General features: G+C 66.9%; 14 protein-coding genes. 10 read left to right on the top strand and 4 right to left on the bottom strand.

Going from position 1 to position 16391, the window contains the following annotated elements:
- The coding region (locus DPV74_RS30135) for a hypothetical protein (protein ID WP_205571955.1) at nt 1–275 on the bottom strand (275 nt) is incomplete at its 3' end.
- Between the two features lie 92 nt (nt 276–367).
- On the opposite strand from DPV74_RS30135, the gene leuS reads away from it, so the two are divergent.
- From leuS to DPV74_RS30110, 5 genes are all read left to right on the top strand, one after another.
- Nucleotides 368–2962: a leucine--tRNA ligase gene (gene leuS / locus DPV74_RS30130; protein ID WP_059697827.1), complete on the top strand. Its 2595-nt coding sequence runs from the start codon at nt 368–370 to the stop codon at nt 2960–2962.
- Between the two features lie 45 nt (nt 2963–3007).
- A complete protein-coding gene (gene lptE, locus DPV74_RS30125) occupies nt 3008–3562 on the top strand; it encodes an LPS assembly lipoprotein LptE (protein WP_027788385.1) in 555 nt (184 codons plus the stop codon).
- 18 nt (nt 3563–3580) lie between these two features.
- On the top strand, nt 3581–4675 hold the full coding sequence (holA, locus tag DPV74_RS30120; protein ID WP_060219431.1) for a DNA polymerase III subunit delta: 1095 nt from the start codon (nt 3581–3583) through the stop codon (nt 4673–4675).
- Between the two features lie 135 nt (nt 4676–4810).
- The gene (locus tag DPV74_RS30115) at nt 4811–6082 is read left to right on the top strand and encodes a glutamate-5-semialdehyde dehydrogenase (protein WP_119338517.1); all 1272 of its coding nucleotides are present in this window, start codon (nt 4811–4813) and stop codon (nt 6080–6082) included.
- 19 nt (nt 6083–6101) lie between these two features.
- On the top strand, nt 6102–6524 hold the full coding sequence (locus tag DPV74_RS30110; protein WP_011350935.1) for a CopD family protein: 423 nt from the start codon (nt 6102–6104) through the stop codon (nt 6522–6524).
- A gap of 96 nt (nt 6525–6620) precedes the next feature.
- Here the strand turns inward: DPV74_RS30110 and DPV74_RS30105 are convergent, their stop codons facing one another.
- On the bottom strand, nt 6621–7469 hold the full coding sequence (locus tag DPV74_RS30105; protein WP_021158790.1) for a MurR/RpiR family transcriptional regulator: 849 nt from the start codon (nt 7467–7469) through the stop codon (nt 6621–6623).
- A gap of 293 nt (nt 7470–7762) precedes the next feature.
- Here DPV74_RS30105 and edd point away from each other — a divergent pair, with 293 nt between their 5' ends.
- The 4 genes from edd to DPV74_RS30085 all read left to right on the top strand — a co-directional run bounded on the left by edd (nt 7763) and on the right by DPV74_RS30085 (nt 12363).
- A complete protein-coding gene (edd, locus tag DPV74_RS30100; protein WP_119338516.1) occupies nt 7763–9619 on the top strand; it encodes a phosphogluconate dehydratase in 1857 nt (618 codons plus the stop codon).
- A gap of 19 nt (nt 9620–9638) precedes the next feature.
- On the top strand, nt 9639–10265 hold the full coding sequence (gene eda, locus DPV74_RS30095) for a bifunctional 4-hydroxy-2-oxoglutarate aldolase/2-dehydro-3-deoxy-phosphogluconate aldolase (protein ID WP_011350938.1): 627 nt from the start codon (nt 9639–9641) through the stop codon (nt 10263–10265).
- A 219-nt stretch (nt 10266–10484) separates the two neighbouring features.
- Nucleotides 10485–11846, top strand: a complete 1362-nt coding sequence (locus DPV74_RS30090) for a GntP family permease (RefSeq protein WP_027788381.1) — start codon at nt 10485–10487, stop codon at nt 11844–11846.
- A 13-nt stretch (nt 11847–11859) separates the two neighbouring features.
- Nucleotides 11860–12363, top strand: a complete 504-nt coding sequence (locus tag DPV74_RS30085) for a gluconokinase (protein ID WP_027788380.1) — start codon at nt 11860–11862, stop codon at nt 12361–12363.
- A 73-nt stretch (nt 12364–12436) separates the two neighbouring features.
- Here the strand turns inward: DPV74_RS30085 and DPV74_RS30080 are convergent, their stop codons facing one another.
- Entirely contained in the window at nt 12437–13084 is a 648-nt protein-coding gene (locus DPV74_RS30080; RefSeq protein ID WP_027788379.1) for a TetR/AcrR family transcriptional regulator, read from the bottom strand.
- A gap of 276 nt (nt 13085–13360) precedes the next feature.
- Here DPV74_RS30080 and DPV74_RS30075 point away from each other — a divergent pair, with 276 nt between their 5' ends.
- Nucleotides 13361–14782, top strand: a complete 1422-nt coding sequence (locus DPV74_RS30075) for an FAD-binding oxidoreductase (RefSeq protein ID WP_027788378.1) — start codon at nt 13361–13363, stop codon at nt 14780–14782.
- 74 nt (nt 14783–14856) lie between these two features.
- On the opposite strand, the gene purB is transcribed toward DPV74_RS30075, so the two are convergent.
- Entirely contained in the window at nt 14857–16245 is a 1389-nt protein-coding gene (gene purB / locus DPV74_RS30070) for an adenylosuccinate lyase (RefSeq protein WP_027788377.1), read from the bottom strand.
- Nucleotides 16246–16391 lie beyond the last annotated feature (146 nt).

The following is a 16391-nucleotide window of genomic DNA, read 5'->3' as shown; positions in this document are numbered from 1 at the left end:
GGATCGGCTTCGTGACCGACGTGCCGCCGCAGGCGGGCGGTTCCGCGGCGGCGCCTGCCGTGCCGGCCAACCGCTGAGCGGATCCGGCGGGCCCGTCCCTGGCGCGGGATCGGGCCGCCCGCCGCAAGACCGGTCGAATGGGCCGGCGCGGGCGGTATAATCAACGTTTTTCCCGGTTGGCAGGCTCTTTTCAGGTAACCCGGAATTTTCCAGGCTACCCGGGCATGCTGCGGGTTGCCCGGAAAATTCCCGGAAACCGTGAACAGGTCCGGCAACAGCGAACCTGCCGGTCCGCCGGGCAAGCACGATTTTCGATCCACTCCTGCGCGCGCCGTCGCGCCGCTTAAAGCCTAGTCCGAACCACACCATGCACGAGAGATACGTACCCGCCGACGTCGAAGCCGCCGCCCAGGGCGACTGGCGCGCAGCCGATGCCTACAAGACGCAGGAAGATTCGCAGAAGCCGAAGTTCTACTGCGTGTCGATGCTGCCGTACCCGTCCGGCAAGCTGCACATGGGTCACGTGCGCAACTACACGATCAACGACGTGATGTACCGCTATCTGCGGATGAACGGCTACAACACGCTGATGCCGATGGGCTGGGACGCGTTCGGGATGCCGGCCGAGAACGCCGCGATGGCGAACGGCGTGCCGCCCGCGAAGTGGACCTACGACAACATCGACTACATGAAGGGCCAGATGCAGTCGATGGGCCTCGCGATCGACTGGTCGCGCGAGATCGCGACGTGCAAGCCGGACTACTACAAGTGGAACCAGTGGCTGTTCCTGAAGATGCTCGAGAAGGGCATCGCGTACAAGAAGACGGGCACCGTGAACTGGGACCCGGTCGACCAGACCGTGCTCGCGAACGAGCAGGTGATCGACGGCCGCGGCTGGCGCTCGGGCGCGCTCGTCGAGAAGCGCGAGATCCCGATGTACTACCTGCGCATCACGCAGTACGCGGATGAGCTGCTGAACGACCTCGACGGCCTCGGCTGGCCCGAGCGCGTGAAGATCATGCAGCAGAACTGGATCGGCAAGAGCTTCGGCGTGAACTTCGGCTTCCCGTACGAACTCGACGGCGAGAAGAAGCTGCTGCGCGTGTTCACGACGCGCGCCGATACCATCATGGGCGTCACGTTCTGCGCGATCGCGGCCGAGCATCCGCTGGCCACGCGCCTCGCGCAGGACAAGCCCGAGCTGCTCGCGTTCATCGACGAATGCAAGCGCGGCGGTGTCGCCGAGGCCGACGTCGCGACGATGGAGAAGAAGGGCGTCGCGACGGGCTTCTCGGTCACGCACCCGCTGACCGGCGAGCCGGTCGAGGTGTGGATCGGCAACTACGTGCTGATGAGCTATGGCGAAGGCGCGGTGATGGGCGTGCCGGGTCACGACGAGCGCGATTTCGCGTTCGCGAAGAAATACGACCTGCCGATCAGGCAGGTGATCTCGGCCGAAGGCCAGCAGTACTCGCTCGACGCATGGCAGGAGTGGTACGGCGACAAGGAAACCGCGGTCTGCGTGAACAGCGGCAAGTACGACGGCCTGCGCTACACGGAAGCCGTCGACGCGGTCGCGGCCGACCTGAACGCCGGCGGTTTCGGCGACAAGCAGGTCACGTGGCGCCTGCGCGACTGGGGCGTATCGCGCCAGCGCTACTGGGGCACGCCGATCCCGATCATCCACTGCCCGTCGTGCGGCGACGTGCCGGTGCCCGAGCAGGACCTGCCCGTCGTGCTGCCGGAAGACCTCGTGCCGGACGGCTCGGGCAACCCGCTCGCGAAGTCGGAAGCGTTCCTGAACTGTTCGTGCCCGAAGTGCGGCGCGGCCGCGAAGCGCGAAACCGACACGATGGACACCTTCGTCGATTCGTCGTGGTACTTCTCGCGCTACACGGCGCCGGACGCCGAGACGATGGTCGACGCGCGCACCGATTACTGGATGCCGATGGATCAATACATCGGCGGCATCGAGCACGCGATCCTGCACTTGCTGTATTCGCGCTTCTGGACCAAGGTGATGCGCGACCTCGGCCTCGTGAAGTTCGGCGAGCCGGCGAAGAACCTGCTCACGCAGGGGATGGTGCTGAACGAGACGTTCTACCGTGAAGACGCTTCCGGCAAGAAGACCTGGTACAACCCGGCCGACGTGACGGTCACGCACGACGACAAGGGCCGCCCGGTCGGCGCGACGCTGAACACGGACGGCCAGCCGGTCGTGCTCGGCGGCATCGAGAAGATGTCGAAGTCGAAGAACAACGGTGTCGATCCGCAGGTGCTGATCGACCAGTACGGCGCCGATACCGCGCGCCTGTTCACGATGTTCGCCGCGCCGCCCGAGCAGCAGCTCGAGTGGTCGGGTGCGGGCGTCGAGGGTGCGAGCCGCTTCCTGCGCCGTGTGTGGAGCTTCGGTGCGACGAACCGTGAAGCGCTCGCCGCGCGCGCGGGCTTCGATGCGGCCGCGCTCGGCGAAGCCGACAAGGCGCTGCGCCGCGAAATCTACAGCGTGCTGAAGCAGGCCGATTTCGATTACCAGCGCCTGCAGTACAACACGGTCGTGTCGGCCGCGATGAAGATGCTGAACGCGATCGACGGCGCGAAGGGCGCGACGCCCGGCGTGCTGCGCGAAACGTACGGCGTGCTGCTGCGCGTGCTGTACCCGGTCGTGCCGCACGTCACGTTCGAGCTGTGGAAGGCGCTCGGCTATGCGGACGAATTCGGCCCGCTGCTCGACGCACCGTGGCCGAAGGTCGACGAGGCCGCGCTCGAGCAGGCCGAGATCGAACTCGTGCTGCAGGTGAACGGCAAGGTGCGCGGCGCGCTGAAGGTCGCGAAGGACGCGAGCCGCGAGGCGATCGAAGCTGCGGCGGTGGCCGACGAAGCGTTCGCGAAGTTCAGCGACGGCAAGCCGGCGAAGAAGATCGTCGTCGTGCCGGGCCGCCTCGTGAACATCGTCGTCTGACGGCCGCCGGCCGTCGGACGTCGGACGTACCCAGAAGGAGCGAAGGTGATCCGCAGATCGTTTTTGATGCTCGCCGTCGGCAGCGCGGTCGCGCTGTCGGCATGCGGCTTCCAGTTGCGCGGCCAGCAGGACTACGCGTTCAAGCACCTGCTGATCGTCGGCGCGCCGGCGCCGGTCGAGGCGCGCTTCGTGCGCCTCGTCGAGGCCGGCAGCGACACGAAGATCGTCAAGTCGGCGGACGACGCCGACGCCGTGCTGCGCATGTGGGAGTCGCGCGGGCAGAATACGCTGACGCTCAACAAGTTCGGCTCGGCGCAGGAATACGCACTGTTCTATACGCTGAGCTACACGCTCACGAGCAAGGACGGCACCGTGCTGATCCCGCCGAGCGCGATCGCGCTGAACCGCGCGATGACGTACAGCGACCAGTACACGAACGCGAAGGCGCAGGAAGCCGACATCCTGTACGGCGACATGCAGAACGACGCGGTCGACCAGCTGATGCGGCGTCTCGCGATCGTCCACTCGCTGACGCCGGCGCCGGAAGACGTGGTGCCGGGTGTCGCGCCGCGCGCGCCGTTGCCGCCGCCGCCGCTCTGATCGACGGCATACGCACCGATGCAATTGCGACTTGATGCACTGGAGCCGCACCTCGCGAAGGGGGTGGCCGGGCTCTATACCGTGTACGGCGACGAGCCGCTGCTCGCGCAGGAGGCGTGCGACCGCATTCGTGCGGCCGCGCGTGCGGCCGGCTTCACCGAGCGTTCGGTGCATACGGTCGAGCGCGGTTTCGACTGGAGCGTGCTGCTCGGCGCGACCCAGGCGATGTCGCTGTTCGGCGAGCGCCAGCTGATCGAGCTGCGCATTCCGTCGGGCAAGCCCGGCAAGGAAGGCGCCGACGCACTGAAGACGCTCGCGGCCACGCCCAACCCCGACGCGCTGATGCTCGTCACGTTGCCGCGCCTCGACGCGGCCACGCAGAAATCCGCCTGGTTTACCGCGCTGCAGAACGGTGGCGTCGCGCTGAAGATCGATCCGGTCGACCGCGCGCAGCTGCCGAACTGGATCGGTCAGCGTCTCGCGATGCAGGGCCAGCGCGCCGCGCCCGGCGAGGACGGGCGGCGTGCGCTGCAGTTCATCGCCGAGCGCGTCGAAGGCAACCTGCTCGCCGCGCACCAGGAAATCCAGAAGCTCGGGCTGCTGTATCCGCAGGGCGCGCTGTCGTTCGAACAGGTGCACGACGCGGTGCTGAACGTCGCGCGTTACGACGTCTTCAAGCTGAACGAAGCGATGCTCGCCGGCGACGCCGCGCGGCTTGCGCGGATGATCGACGGGCTGAAGGGCGAGGGCGAGGCGATCGTGCTGGTGATGTGGGCCGTCGTCGAGGAACTGCGCACGCTGCTGCGGATCAAGCGCGGCACGACGGCCGGCAAGCCGCTGGCGACGCTGCTGCGCGAGAACCGTGTGTGGGGGCCGCGCGAGCGGCTGATCGGCCCCGCGCTGAACCGTGTGTCGGAAGCCGTGCTCGAGAAGGCACTCGCGTTTGCCGCGAAGCTCGACCGGCAGGTCAAGGGGCTCACGGCCGTCGTGCCGGGCCGCCGCACGCAGGACGAACCGCCGCCCGATCCGTGGGACGGGCTGTTCCAGCTCGCGATGACGGTGGCCGGTGCCCGCGGCGAGCGACCGCCGACCGCGGGCCGCGTGCGACGCTAAGTCCCGTCCGGGCCTTCAGCGCGCGCTGCGCAACCCGCATACAATGTTTCGATCACGGGCGCGGCTCTCCGGCCGCCGTCCACGCTTCCCCACGAATTCATGCCGCCCAGCGCGGCGCGCTTCTCGAGTCACACGATGGATATCGATCAGTACATGACCGACCTGGGCCGTCGCGCCCGGCACGCTTCCCGCGCGATGGCGCGCGCCAGCACGGCCGCGAAGAACGCGGCACTCGACGCCGTGGCTCGCGCGATCGAACGCGACGCGCAGGCACTGAAGGACGCGAACGCCCGCGATGTCGCCCGTGCCCGTGAAAAGGGGCTCGATGCAGCGTTCATCGATCGCCTGACGCTGTCGGACAAGGCGCTGAAGACGATGGTCGAGGGCTTGCGCCAGGTTGCGTCGCTGGCCGATCCGATCGGCGAGATCGGCAACCTCAAGTACCGCCCGAGCGGAATCCAGGTGGGCCAGATGCGGGTGCCGCTCGGCGTGATCGGCATCATCTACGAATCGCGCCCGAACGTGACGATCGACGCGGCCGCGCTGTGCCTGAAGTCGGGCAACGCGACGATCCTGCGCGGCGGCTCCGAAGCGCTCGAATCGAACGCGGCGCTCGCGAAGCTGATCGGCGAAGGGCTCGAAGCCGCCGGCCTGCCGCAGGATGCGGTACAGGTGGTCGCGACGGCCGATCGCGCGGCGGTCGGCAAGCTGATCACGATGACCGAATACGTCGACGTGATCGTGCCGCGCGGCGGCAAGAGCCTGATCGAGCGCCTGATCAACGAGGCGCGCGTGCCGATGATCAAGCACCTCGACGGCATTTGCCACGTGTACGTCGACGATCGCGCCGACCTCGGCAAGGCGCTGACCGTCTGCGACAACGCGAAGACGCACCGCTACGGCACCTGCAACACGATGGAGACGCTGCTCGTCGCGAGCGGTGTCGCGGCGAAGCTGCTGCCGCCGCTCGGCCAGCTGTATCGCGACAAGCAGGTCGAGCTGCGCGTCGATGCGGCCGCGCGCGCGGTGCTCGCCGATGCGGGCGTCGGCCCGCTCGTCGATGCCACCGAGGAAGACTGGCACACCGAGTATCTGGCGCCGGTGCTCGCGATCAAGGTCGTCGACGGCCTCGATGCCGCGATCGAGCACATCAACCATTACGGCTCGCATCACACGGATGCGATCGTCACCGAGGATCACGACCGCGCGATGCGGTTCCTGCGCGAAGTCGATTCGGCGAGCGTGATGGTCAACGCGTCGACGCGTTTCGCGGACGGTTTCGAATTCGGTCTCGGCGCGGAAATCGGCATCTCGAACGACAAGCTGCATGCACGCGGCCCCGTCGGCCTGGAAGGGCTGACGTCGCTGAAGTACGTCGTGCTCGGGCACGGCGAAGGCCGCCAATAACAAGCGAGGCACACAACCGATGGCGATGCTCTGGGTCAAGACGTTCCATATCGTTCTGATCGCCGCGTGGTTCGCGGGGCTCTTCTACCTGCCGCGCATCTACGTGAACCTAGCGATGGAAACCGATCCGGCCGCCGTGCGGCGCCTGTTGCTGATGGCGCGCAAGCTGTTCCGCTTCATGACGATGATCGCGGTGCCGGCGCTGGCCTGCGGGTTGTGGCTGTGGCTTTCGATCGGCATCGGGCAGGGGCAGGGCTGGATCCACGCGAAGGTGACGGTCGTGCTGCTGCTCATCGTCTATCACGCCTATTGCGGGCACCTGCTGCGGGTGTTCGAGCGTGGCGAGAACCGCCGCACCGACAAGTGGTATCGCGTGTTCAACGAGCTGCCGGTGCTCGGCATGCTCGCGGCGGTCGCGCTGGTCGTGATCAAGCCGTTTTGAGCGGCGCGGCCGGCGCGGTTGCCGGTGCGGAACCCTGCGCAACGGCGCCCCTCGGGGCGCCGTTCGTCGTTTACGCGCGCGCTGCCTGCCGCCTGCTCAATCCTTCGTGCCGTCGTCGATCCGCCGGCGCGTGATCGCCTCCTTCGCGCGGCCGACCCGTTCCATGAGCGCGGGGCCGCGCGACAGCGCGACGCCGACCGCGAGGATGTCGCCGATCGCGAGATGCGACATCCGCGACGTCATCGGCGAGAACACGTCGGTTTCCTCCGCGACGTTCGACGCGAGGCTCACCGTCGCGAGCTTCGCGAGCGGCGAATGGCTCTGCGTGATCGCGACGACTTTCGCGCCGCACGCGAGCGCGGAGCGCGCGGCGTCGACGATGTCGCGCGTGCGGCCGGTGTTCGAGATCGCGACGACGACGTCGTGCGGCCCGAGCAGCGCCGACGACATCGAGAACGTGTGCGGGTCCGAATACGCGACGCTCGGCACGCCGAGCCGGAAGAACTTGTGCTGGATGTCCTGCGCGGCGATGCCGGAGCCGCCGGCGCCGTAGAACTCGATCCGCGATGCGTTCGACAGCAGCGCGATCGCTTCGGCGACGCTGCCGGCCGACAGGCTGTTGCGCACCTCGATCAGCGCGCCGATCGTACGGTCGAACACCTTGCCGATGATGCCGGGTGCCGGTTCGTCGGGCTCGACGTCGCGATAGACCGACGACACGCCCGGCGCGACGCTCTGCGCGAGCCGGATCTTGAATTCGCGGAAGCCGCTGCAGCCGAGCGCCTGGCAGAACCGCGCGATCGTCGGCTGGCTGACGCCGGCGCGCGTCGACAGCTCGGTCATCGCGAGGTCGAGCACCTCGCGCGGCGCGGCGAGGATGTAGTCGGCGAGCTTGCGCTCGGACGGGCGCAACTCGGCGCGGATCGCTTCTATGCGGGGCAGCATGGACGGGCAGGCAGAAATCGGGTTCGGATGAGCGAGTGTATCGCAATCGAATTGTAGAAAATCTACATGAAATTACTAGCTGATTTGTCGGCATTTCATGGCACGTGGGATACCGATGATTAGGGTTTTCACTAGGTAAAGCCTTGCTGGTGGCGGGAATAAGGGTTGCGCGTATGCGGATCGACATTGCGCGCTTGTAGTTTTTCTACTAGACTGGCTTCGTTCGTTCGACGCACTCGATCGTTCCCACGATTCCAACCGCCGGTGTCGGCCGGCATACAGGAGCGCCCAGCATGACATCGCTGCACCCCACTCTGGCGAAGGTCACCGAACGCGTGATCGCCCGCAGCCTATCGACCCGTTCCGCCTATCTGCAGCGCATCGACGGCGCGCAGGGCAAGTTCCCGGCACGCGGCGCACTGTCGTGCGCGAACCTCGCGCATGGTTTCGCGGGCCTCGAGGGCAACGACAAGTTCTCGATCAAGGCGATCCGCGAGCCGAACATCGGCATCGTGTCCTCGTACAACGAGATGCTGTCCGCGCACGCGCCGTACAAGGATTTCCCCGAGATCATCAAGGCGGCCGCGCGCGAGAACGGCGGCGTCGCGCAGTTCGCGGGCGGCGTGCCGGCGATGTGCGACGGCGTCACGCAGGGCAATCCGGGGATGGAGCTGTCGCTGTTCTCGCGCGAGGCAATCGCGATGGGCACGGCGATCGCGCTCACGCACAACATGTTCGACGCGGCGCTCTGCCTCGGCATCTGCGACAAGATCGTGCCGGGCCTGCTGATCGGCGCGCTGCAGTTCGGCCATCTGCCGACGATCTTCGTGCCGGCCGGCCCGATGACGAGCGGCCTGTCGAACGACGACAAGGCGAAGATCCGCCAGCAGTTCGCGACCGGCCAGGTCGGCCGCGACGCACTGCTCGAGGCCGAATCGGCCGCGTATCACGGCCACGGCACCTGCACGTTCTACGGCACCGCGAACAGCAACCAGATGCTGATGGAGCTGATGGGGCTGCACCTGCCGGGCTCGGCATTCGTTCATCCGCACACGCCGCTGCGCACCGCGCTGACGGCCGAGGCCGCGCGCCGCGTGCTCGACCTGACCGTCGAACGCGGCCACTACACGCCGATCGGCCATGTGATCGACGAGAAGGCGATCGTCAACGGGATCGTCGCGCTGCTCGCGACGGGCGGCTCGACCAACCACACGCTGCACCTCGTCGCGATCGCACGCGCGGCCGGCATCCTGATCGACTGGAACGACTTCGACGAACTGTCGGCCGTCGTGCCGCTGCTCGCGAAGATCTACCCGAACGGCAAGGCCGACGTGAACCATTTCCACGCGGCGGGCGGCGTGGCCTTCCTGGTGCGCAACCTGCTCGAAGGCGGGCTGCTGCATGAAGACGTGACGACCGTCGCGGGCAAGGGCCTGTCGCACTACACGAAGGAGCCGAAGCTGATCGACGGCAAGCTGACGTGGGTCGACGGCGCGGCCGAGAGCCACGACACGAAGGTGCTGCGCGGCATCCGCGACCCGTTCCAGCCGGACGGCGGCCTGCGCCTGATGCAGGGCCGGCTCGGCCGCGGCGTGATCAAGATTTCGGCGGTCGCGCCCGAGCACCGCAAGGTGACGGCGCCCGCGATCGTGTTCGATTCGCAGGAAGCCGTGCAGGAAGCCTTCGATCGCGGCGAGCTGAAGCGCGATTTCGTCGCGGTCGTGCGCTTCCAGGGCGCGCGCGCGAACGGGATGCCCGAGCTGCACCGTTTGACGCCGCTGCTCGGCGTGCTGCAGGATCAGGGCTTCCACGTCGCGCTCGTCACCGACGGCCGCATGTCGGGCGCATCGGGCAAGGTGCCGGCCGTGATCCACGTGTCGCCGGAAGCGCTGCTGGCCGGCCCGCTCGGCAAGGTGAAGACGGGCGATACGCTCGTGATCGACGCCGAAGCCGGCGTGCTCGACATCGAGGTCGACGCCGCCGAGTGGCAGGCGCGCCCGGTCGCGCAGCCGCTGCACCAGGCCGAGAACGAGGTCGGTTTCGGGCGTGAACTGTTCGGCGTGTTCCGCGCGGCCGCCGCGCCGGCCGAGCAGGGCGCATCGGTTTTCGGCGCGCTGGTCGGCGAATCGGCCGCCCACGTCGCCGCATGAATTTCAAGGAGCCAATTCAATGAAGACGATTGCTGAAATCGTGAAGCTGGGCCCGGTCATCCCGGTGCTCGCATTCGACTCGGTCGAGCAGGGTGAACACGTGTCGCGCGCGTTGCACGCGGGCGGCGTGAAGGTACTCGAGATCACGCTGCGCACGCCGGCCGGCCTGGAAGCGATCCAGCGCGCGAGCCAGCTCGCCGACGACATCGTCGTCGGCGTCGGCACGATCACGAAGCCCGAGCATTGCGAGCAGGCGAAGCGCGCGGGCGCGAAGTTCGGCGTGTCGCCGGGCCTGACGAAAGAGCTGCACCTCGCGTCGCTCGACGCGGGCCTGCCGCTGCTGCCGGGCGTGATGACGCCGAGCGACATCATCCAGGCACTCGAATTCGGCTACGAGATCGTGAAGTTCTTCCCCGCTCAACAAGCGGGCGGCGTGCCGATGCTGCAGGCGTTCCACGGCCCGTTCCCGGCGCTGAAGTTCTGCCCGACCGGCGGCATCACGGTCGAAACCGCCCCGAATTTCCTGAAGCTGCCGAACGTGGTGTGCGTCGGTGGCTCGTGGCTCACGCCGAAGGCCGCGCTCGCCGCGCAGGACTGGGCCGAAGTCACGCGTCTCGCGCAAGCCGCGAGCCAGCTTCCCCGTTAAGACTTGTACGGAATGATGGTTTGACCCTCGGGAGACAAGCGCTTAGTGCTTGTTTTACCGAGGGTTTTTGCTGATGGAACCGGTTCTATCCGCGAACCGTAAAGATAAGTAAAATTCAGCGTCCTGACGGTGGGGGTCTCCCCGCTGTTTCGGAGACCTGCATAGCCGGGCATACTCGCAACGATCGCCCGGTTCGAATAATCCCAAGGAGGAGTCCACATGGGGGCTGTCCAAGGCAGCATGCTGCTCATCTATACCGTGATCGCGATCGTGGCGTTGATCGTGATGATCGCGCGGTTCAAGATCTATCCGTTCCTGGTGCTCATCATCGTGTCGCTCGGCCTCGGCCTGGTGGTCGGGATGCCGATGGACAAGATCGTCAAGTCGTTCGAGACGGGCAACGGCAATACGCTCGGCCACATTGCGATCGTCGTCGGCCTCGGCACGATGCTCGGCAAGATGATGGCCGAATCGGGCGGCGCCGAACGGATCGCGACCACGCTGATCGACTGGTTCGGTGAAAAGAACATCCACTGGGCGATGATGTTCGTCGCGATCATCGTCGGCCTGCCGGTGTTCTTCGAAGTCGGCTTCGTGCTGCTGATCCCGATCGCGTTCAACGTCGCGAAGCGCACCGGCAAGTCGCTGCTCGTCGTCGGCCTGCCGATGGTGGCCGGCCTGTCGGTCGTGCACGGGCTGATCCCGCCGCACCCGGCCGCGCTGCTCGCGGTCCAGCAGTACGGCGCCGATATCGGCAAGACGATCGCATTCGGCCTGATCGTCGGCGTGCCGACCGCGATCGTCGCGGGCCCGCTGTTCGCGCTGACGATCTCGAAGTTCGTGAAGCTGCCGGAGAACAACCCGCTCGCCGCGCAATTCGTCGACACGCACACCGAAGGCAAGAAGCGCGAACTGCCGGGCTTCGGCATCACGCTGTTCACGATCCTGCTGCCGGTGATCCTGATGCTGGTCGGCAGCTGGGCCGACCTGCTGTTCGCGCCGAAGACGCTGCCGAACAACCTGCTGCGCTTTGCCGGCAACTCGGACGTCGCGCTGCTGATCGCCGTGCTCGTGAGTTTCTTCACGTTCGGCAAGCTGCAGGGCTTCAACCGCGACCAGATCCAGAAGTTCTGCGGCGAGTGCCTGGCGCCGATCGCCGGGATCACGCTGATCGTCGGCGCGGGCGGCGGCTTTGGCGGTATCCTGCGTGATAGCGGGATCTCGCAGCAGATCGTCGCAACGGCCACGCAGGCGCACCTGTCGCCGCTGCTGCTCGGCTGGTTCGTCGCCGCGCTGATTCGTCTGGCCACGGGCTCGGCAACGGTCGCGATGACGACGGCCTGCGGCATCGTCGCGCCGATCGCGGCGGCATCGGGGGCGGCGGTCCGTCCGGAACTGCTGGTGCTCGCAACGGGCTCGGGCTCGCTGATCTTCTCGCACGTGAACGACGGCGGCTTCTGGCTGATCAAGGAATATTTCGGGATGACGGTCGGCCAGACGTTCAAGACCTGGACGCTGCTCGAAACGATCATCTCGATTCTCGGCCTGAGCTTCACGCTGCTGCTGAGCATGGTTTTGTAACAAGGGGTAGTCAATGATTCTGATCGCAATGGGCGTGTCGGGCGCGGGCAAATCGCGAATCGGCGAAATGCTGGCGGAACGCCTGTCGTGCAGCTATACCGACGGCGACGCGTTTCACAGCGCGGCGAACAAGGAAAAGATGCACCACGGCATTCCGCTGACCGACGACGACCGCTGGCCGTGGCTGCGCACGATCCGCGCGGCCATCGAGGAAAAGCAGCGCGCGGGCGAGACGGCCGTGTTCACGTGCTCGTCGCTGAAGCGGTCGTACCGCGACGTGCTGCGCGGCACCGACACCGACGTGCGGTTCGTGTATCTGAAGGGTTCGTTCGAGGTGTTGCACGAGCGCCTGAAGAGCCGCACCGGCCATTTCTTCGATCCGTCGCTGCTGAAGAGCCAGCTCGACACGCTCGAGGAACCGGGCCCGGACGAAGCGATCGAGGTCAGCATCGAGCTGACGCCCGAACAGATCGTCGATCAGGTCATGCTGAAGATCGGCATCGCGCAGCAGCACTGAGCGCGGTTCGCGGCATTCATCACGCAAAAGGCGCCCCTCGGGGCGCCTTTTTCGTTGTTGGCCGGCGGGCCGGTCAGGCCGTGGGCGCCTGCTTCGCGATACCGTCGAGCAGTACGTCGAGCATCGTGTCGTGCACGGCTGCCGGATCGAGCTGCGCGTAGAGCGGGGCGGCCGCCTTGACGAGCGGATGCGCGGCGTCCGACAGCGCCTCCATTTCCGCGAGCTCGACGTCGTTCGCGGCGCGCGTGAGGCCGCCGGCTTCGGCCGCGGCAAGCCCGATCACGCTCGCATACCAGCCGACGCAAACCGATGGCAGCGCCGCGCGCGGGATGCCGGCGTCGGCCAGCGCGCGATGCACGGCCTCGATGTGCGCGAGATCGGCCGGCCCGGTACTCATGTGCCGCTGCAGCAGTGCGAACGCGGCCGGGTAGCGCAGCGCGAGCGCGCGGTACTGGCGCGCGAGGTCTCGCAGCCGTTCGCGCCACGGCAGTGTGGCGTCGACCGGCACGAGCGAGCGCGACAGCGCGTTCGCGATCGCGCGGCTCAGGCCTTCCTTCGACTTGAAGTGGTACAGCACGCTCATCGGATCGCAGCCGACCGACTGCGCGAGCTTGCGCACGCTGAACGCGGCTTCGCCGACGTCTTCGAGCAGCGCGAGCGCTGCCGCGACGATCGCATCCTTGTCGAGGCCGCGCGGGCCCTGGGCGGGTTTGTCTTTCATCGATACGGGCCGGTGTGCCGGTGCGGCACCGGCTGTAAACTTGACGAAAGCTTATTCTACACTGTAGAATTATTTCTGCGATGTAGAAATTGGGTGTCCCGGCACCTTTCAATACGTGCTTTCGCACAGTCCGGGATCCAGGCGGCACGATTGTGCCCGCCGTCAACACGGGCCATCGCGCCCCTTTTCTCGTTGACACCCATGTGGAACCGGCTGCCCCACACGCAAAGCCAGAAGGCTCTTCGACAGGCGGCCCAAGACCATGCAAGTGCAATCATGACTTTCAACAATCAACCCCTGATCCAGGGCGAATCGCGTTTCGAGCAAACGCAACTGAACATCGAAAAAGACAACTGGAACTGGTGCGATCCGGCCCGCCACGACGGCGAGCGCCCGGCGAACTGGTACGAGGCGTCGCTGTCGCGCCATGAAAACACCGCGCCGCTCGCGCACGACGCGGTATGCGACGTGCTCGTGATCGGCGCGGGTCTGCTCGGCGCATCGGCCGCACTGCATCTCGCCGAAGCGGGCGTCGACACGATCCTCGTCGACAAGCACCACGTCGGCTCGGCCGCATCGGGTCGCAACGGTGGGCAACTGACGCCCGGCCTCGCGCGCTGGGAAGCGGCCGACATGATCGACCACCTGTCGCACGACGACGCGAAGCGGCTGTGGCGCTTCGCGTCGACCGAATCGATGGACCTGATCGATACGATCGGTGCGCGTTACGCGCTCGAGCTTGACCGCAAACGCGGGCACATCACGGCGGCCGTCCACCCCGGCCACATGAGTGCGCTGCTGGACGGCGCGGATGCGCGCCGTCATCTCGGCGACGCGGGCGTGACGCTCGTCGGCCGCCATCAGCTGCACGACGAATACGTGCGTTCGGGGCTGTACCACGGCGCGGCGATCGATGCGATCGGCGGGCAGATCCATCCGCTCGCACTGGTGCGCGGGCTCGTCCACGGTTTCCGCCTTAACGGCGGCACGTTGTACGAAGGCACCGAGGTACTCGAGCTCGACGAGACGCCCGCGGGCGTCGTCGCGACGACGCCGGGCGGCACGATCACCGCACGCAAGGGCGTCGTGCTCGCGCTGCACAACACGACGTTCCGGCTGCTCGACGACGGCGCCGCGACGACCGTGCCGTTCTTTACCTATGTGAGCGTGACGGCGCCGCTCGACGTCGACGTCGCGACGCTGATGCCGGCCGGCATGCCCGTGTACGACACGCAGTTCCAGATCGACTACTACCGGCCGGTACGCGGCAACCGCCTGCTGTTCGGCGGGCAGGGCACCGGCACGTGCTGGGCGCAGCCCGACGTCAACGCGTATCTGCTGACGCGGCTGAACACGGTGTTCCCGCAGGTCGACGGCCAGTTCGCGCTCGATTATTGCTGGAGCGGCGTCAGCGACTTCACGCTGAACGGCGCGACCGACAGCCGCAAGACCGACGGCCGCGTGCCGATGTACATGGTGCAGGGCTGGAGCGGCCACGGCGTCGCGCAGACGGTGCGGATCGGCAAGGCGATCTGCGACGATTTCGTCGGACGCAACGACGATTTCTCGATGCTGACCGGCATCGACCATCGCGCGATTCCGCTCGGCCGCCAGTTGTCGCCGATCGCGATCCCGGCCGCGAAGGCTGCGATGAGCGTGATGAGCGCGCTCAATCCGGGGCGGATGATTTCGTTCTGAGCGGACGCGGCACGCAATGAAAAAGCCCGATGCGATTGCTCGCATCGGGCTTTTTTACGTACGGAGACGAGCGCTTACGCGATCCGCTTCGCGAGTTCGACGGCCTTGCCGATGTACGACGCAGGCGTCATCGCGAGCAGGCGATCCTTCGCGTCCTGCGGGATCGCGAGCGTGCCGACGAATTCCTGCAGCGCTTCGCGCGTGATGCCCTTGCCGCGCGTCAGTTCCTTCAGCTGCTCGTACGGGTTCTCGATGCCGTAGCGGCGCATCACCGTCTGCACCGGCTCGGCGAGCACTTCCCAGCAGTTGTCGAGATCTTCGTTCAGGCGCTGCGGGTTCACTTCGAGCTTGTCGAGGCCGCGAATCAGCGAGTCGTATGCGAGCAGCGAGTAGCCGAGCGCGACGCCCATGTTGCGCAGCACCGTCGAGTCGGTCAGGTCGCGCTGCCAGCGCGACACCGGCAGCTTGTCGGCGAGGTGGCGCAGCGTCGCGTTCGCGAGGCCGAGGTTGCCTTCCGAGTTCTCGAAATCGATCGGGTTGACCTTGTGCGGCATCGTCGAGGAGCCGATCTCGCCGGCCTTCGTCTTCTGCTTGAAGTAGCCGACCGAGATGTAGCCCCACACGTCGCGGTCGAGGTCGAGCAGGATCGTGTTCGCCCGTGCCACGGCGTCGAACAGCTCGGCCATGTAGTCGTGTGGCTCGATCTGGATCGTGTACGGGTTGAACGTGAGCTTCAGGCGGTTTTCGATCACGTCGCGCGAGAACGCTTCCCAGTCGAATTCCGGATACGCGGACAGGTGCGCGTTGAAGTTGCCGACCGCGCCGTTCATCTTGCCGAGGATCTCGACCTTCTCGATGCGCGCGATCGCGCGGTCGAGACGGGCCGCGACGTTCGCGAGCTCCTTGCCGAGCGTCGTCGGGCTGGCCGGCTGGCCGTGCGTGCGCGACAGCATCGGCTGGTCGGCCAGCGCGTGCGCGAGCGCGACGAGGCGCTGGTGGACCGTGCGCAGCGCCGGCACGATCACGTGCGTGCGCGCACCGGCGAGCATCATCCCGTGCGACGTGTTGTTGATGTCCTCGGACGTGCACGCGAAGTGGATGAATTCGCTGGCCTTTTCGAGTTCTTCCTGGCCCTTCACCGATTCCTTCAGCCAGTATTCGACGGCCTTCACGTCGTGGTTCGTCACGCGCTCGATTTCCTTGATGCGCGCGGCGTCGTGGGCGGTAAAGCGCTCGGCGAGCTGCAGCAGGAACTGCTCGGAGGCTTCCGAGAAGCGCGGGACTTCCGCGAAGCCGGCGCGCGACAGCGCGATCAGCCAGTGCACCTCGACGGTGACGCGGTGGCGCATGAAGGCGGCTTCGGAGAGCCAGTCGCGCAGCGCTTCGGTCTTGCTGGCGTAGCGGCCGTCGATGGGCGAGAGCGCGGTGAGGGCGAAAAGCGTATCGGGACGAGTGTCGGACATGATCGGGCGGGCTTTGAGGGCCGGGTCGAGCGAGGAGGGAGAATCCGGCATTTTACCATCGGCGCGGGACGATTCCGGCCGCGCCCGGCGAGCCGCCGCCGCCGTGTGCCGACGCCGTGCCGGCGCCCGCATCCTGCAGCGCGCCG

It is taken from the genome of Burkholderia sp. HAN2018 (assembly GCF_024704855.1).
Classification (GTDB): Bacteria; Pseudomonadota; Gammaproteobacteria; order Burkholderiales; family Burkholderiaceae; genus Burkholderia; species Burkholderia cepacia.
The sequence above is the reverse complement of the archived record's forward strand: the minus strand, read 5'-3'. Positions and strand labels throughout refer to the sequence as shown.

Excerpts from the sequence above, each read along its gene's own strand:
- DPV74_RS30075 (WP_027788378.1), top strand. The coding sequence starts at position 13,361 with ATGACTTTCAACAATCAACCCCTGATCCAGGGCGAATCGCGTTTCGAG.
- DPV74_RS30105 (WP_021158790.1), bottom strand. The coding sequence starts at position 7,469 with ATGCTGCCCCGCATAGAAGCGATCCGCGCCGAGTTGCGCCCGTCCGAG.
- DPV74_RS30110 (WP_011350935.1), top strand. The coding sequence starts at position 6,102 with ATGGCGATGCTCTGGGTCAAGACGTTCCATATCGTTCTGATCGCCGCG.
- edd (WP_119338516.1), top strand. The coding sequence starts at position 7,763 with ATGACATCGCTGCACCCCACTCTGGCGAAGGTCACCGAACGCGTGATC.
- purB (WP_027788377.1), bottom strand. The coding sequence starts at position 16,245 with ATGTCCGACACTCGTCCCGATACGCTTTTCGCCCTCACCGCGCTCTCG.
- leuS (WP_059697827.1), top strand. The coding sequence starts at position 368 with ATGCACGAGAGATACGTACCCGCCGACGTCGAAGCCGCCGCCCAGGGC.
- DPV74_RS30085 (WP_027788380.1), top strand. The coding sequence starts at position 11,860 with ATGATTCTGATCGCAATGGGCGTGTCGGGCGCGGGCAAATCGCGAATC.
- DPV74_RS30090 (WP_027788381.1), top strand. The coding sequence starts at position 10,485 with ATGGGGGCTGTCCAAGGCAGCATGCTGCTCATCTATACCGTGATCGCG.
- DPV74_RS30080 (WP_027788379.1), bottom strand. The coding sequence starts at position 13,084 with ATGAAAGACAAACCCGCCCAGGGCCCGCGCGGCCTCGACAAGGATGCG.
- holA (WP_060219431.1), top strand. The coding sequence starts at position 3,581 with ATGCAATTGCGACTTGATGCACTGGAGCCGCACCTCGCGAAGGGGGTG.
- DPV74_RS30115 (WP_119338517.1), top strand. The coding sequence starts at position 4,811 with ATGGATATCGATCAGTACATGACCGACCTGGGCCGTCGCGCCCGGCAC.
- eda (WP_011350938.1), top strand. The coding sequence starts at position 9,639 with ATGAAGACGATTGCTGAAATCGTGAAGCTGGGCCCGGTCATCCCGGTG.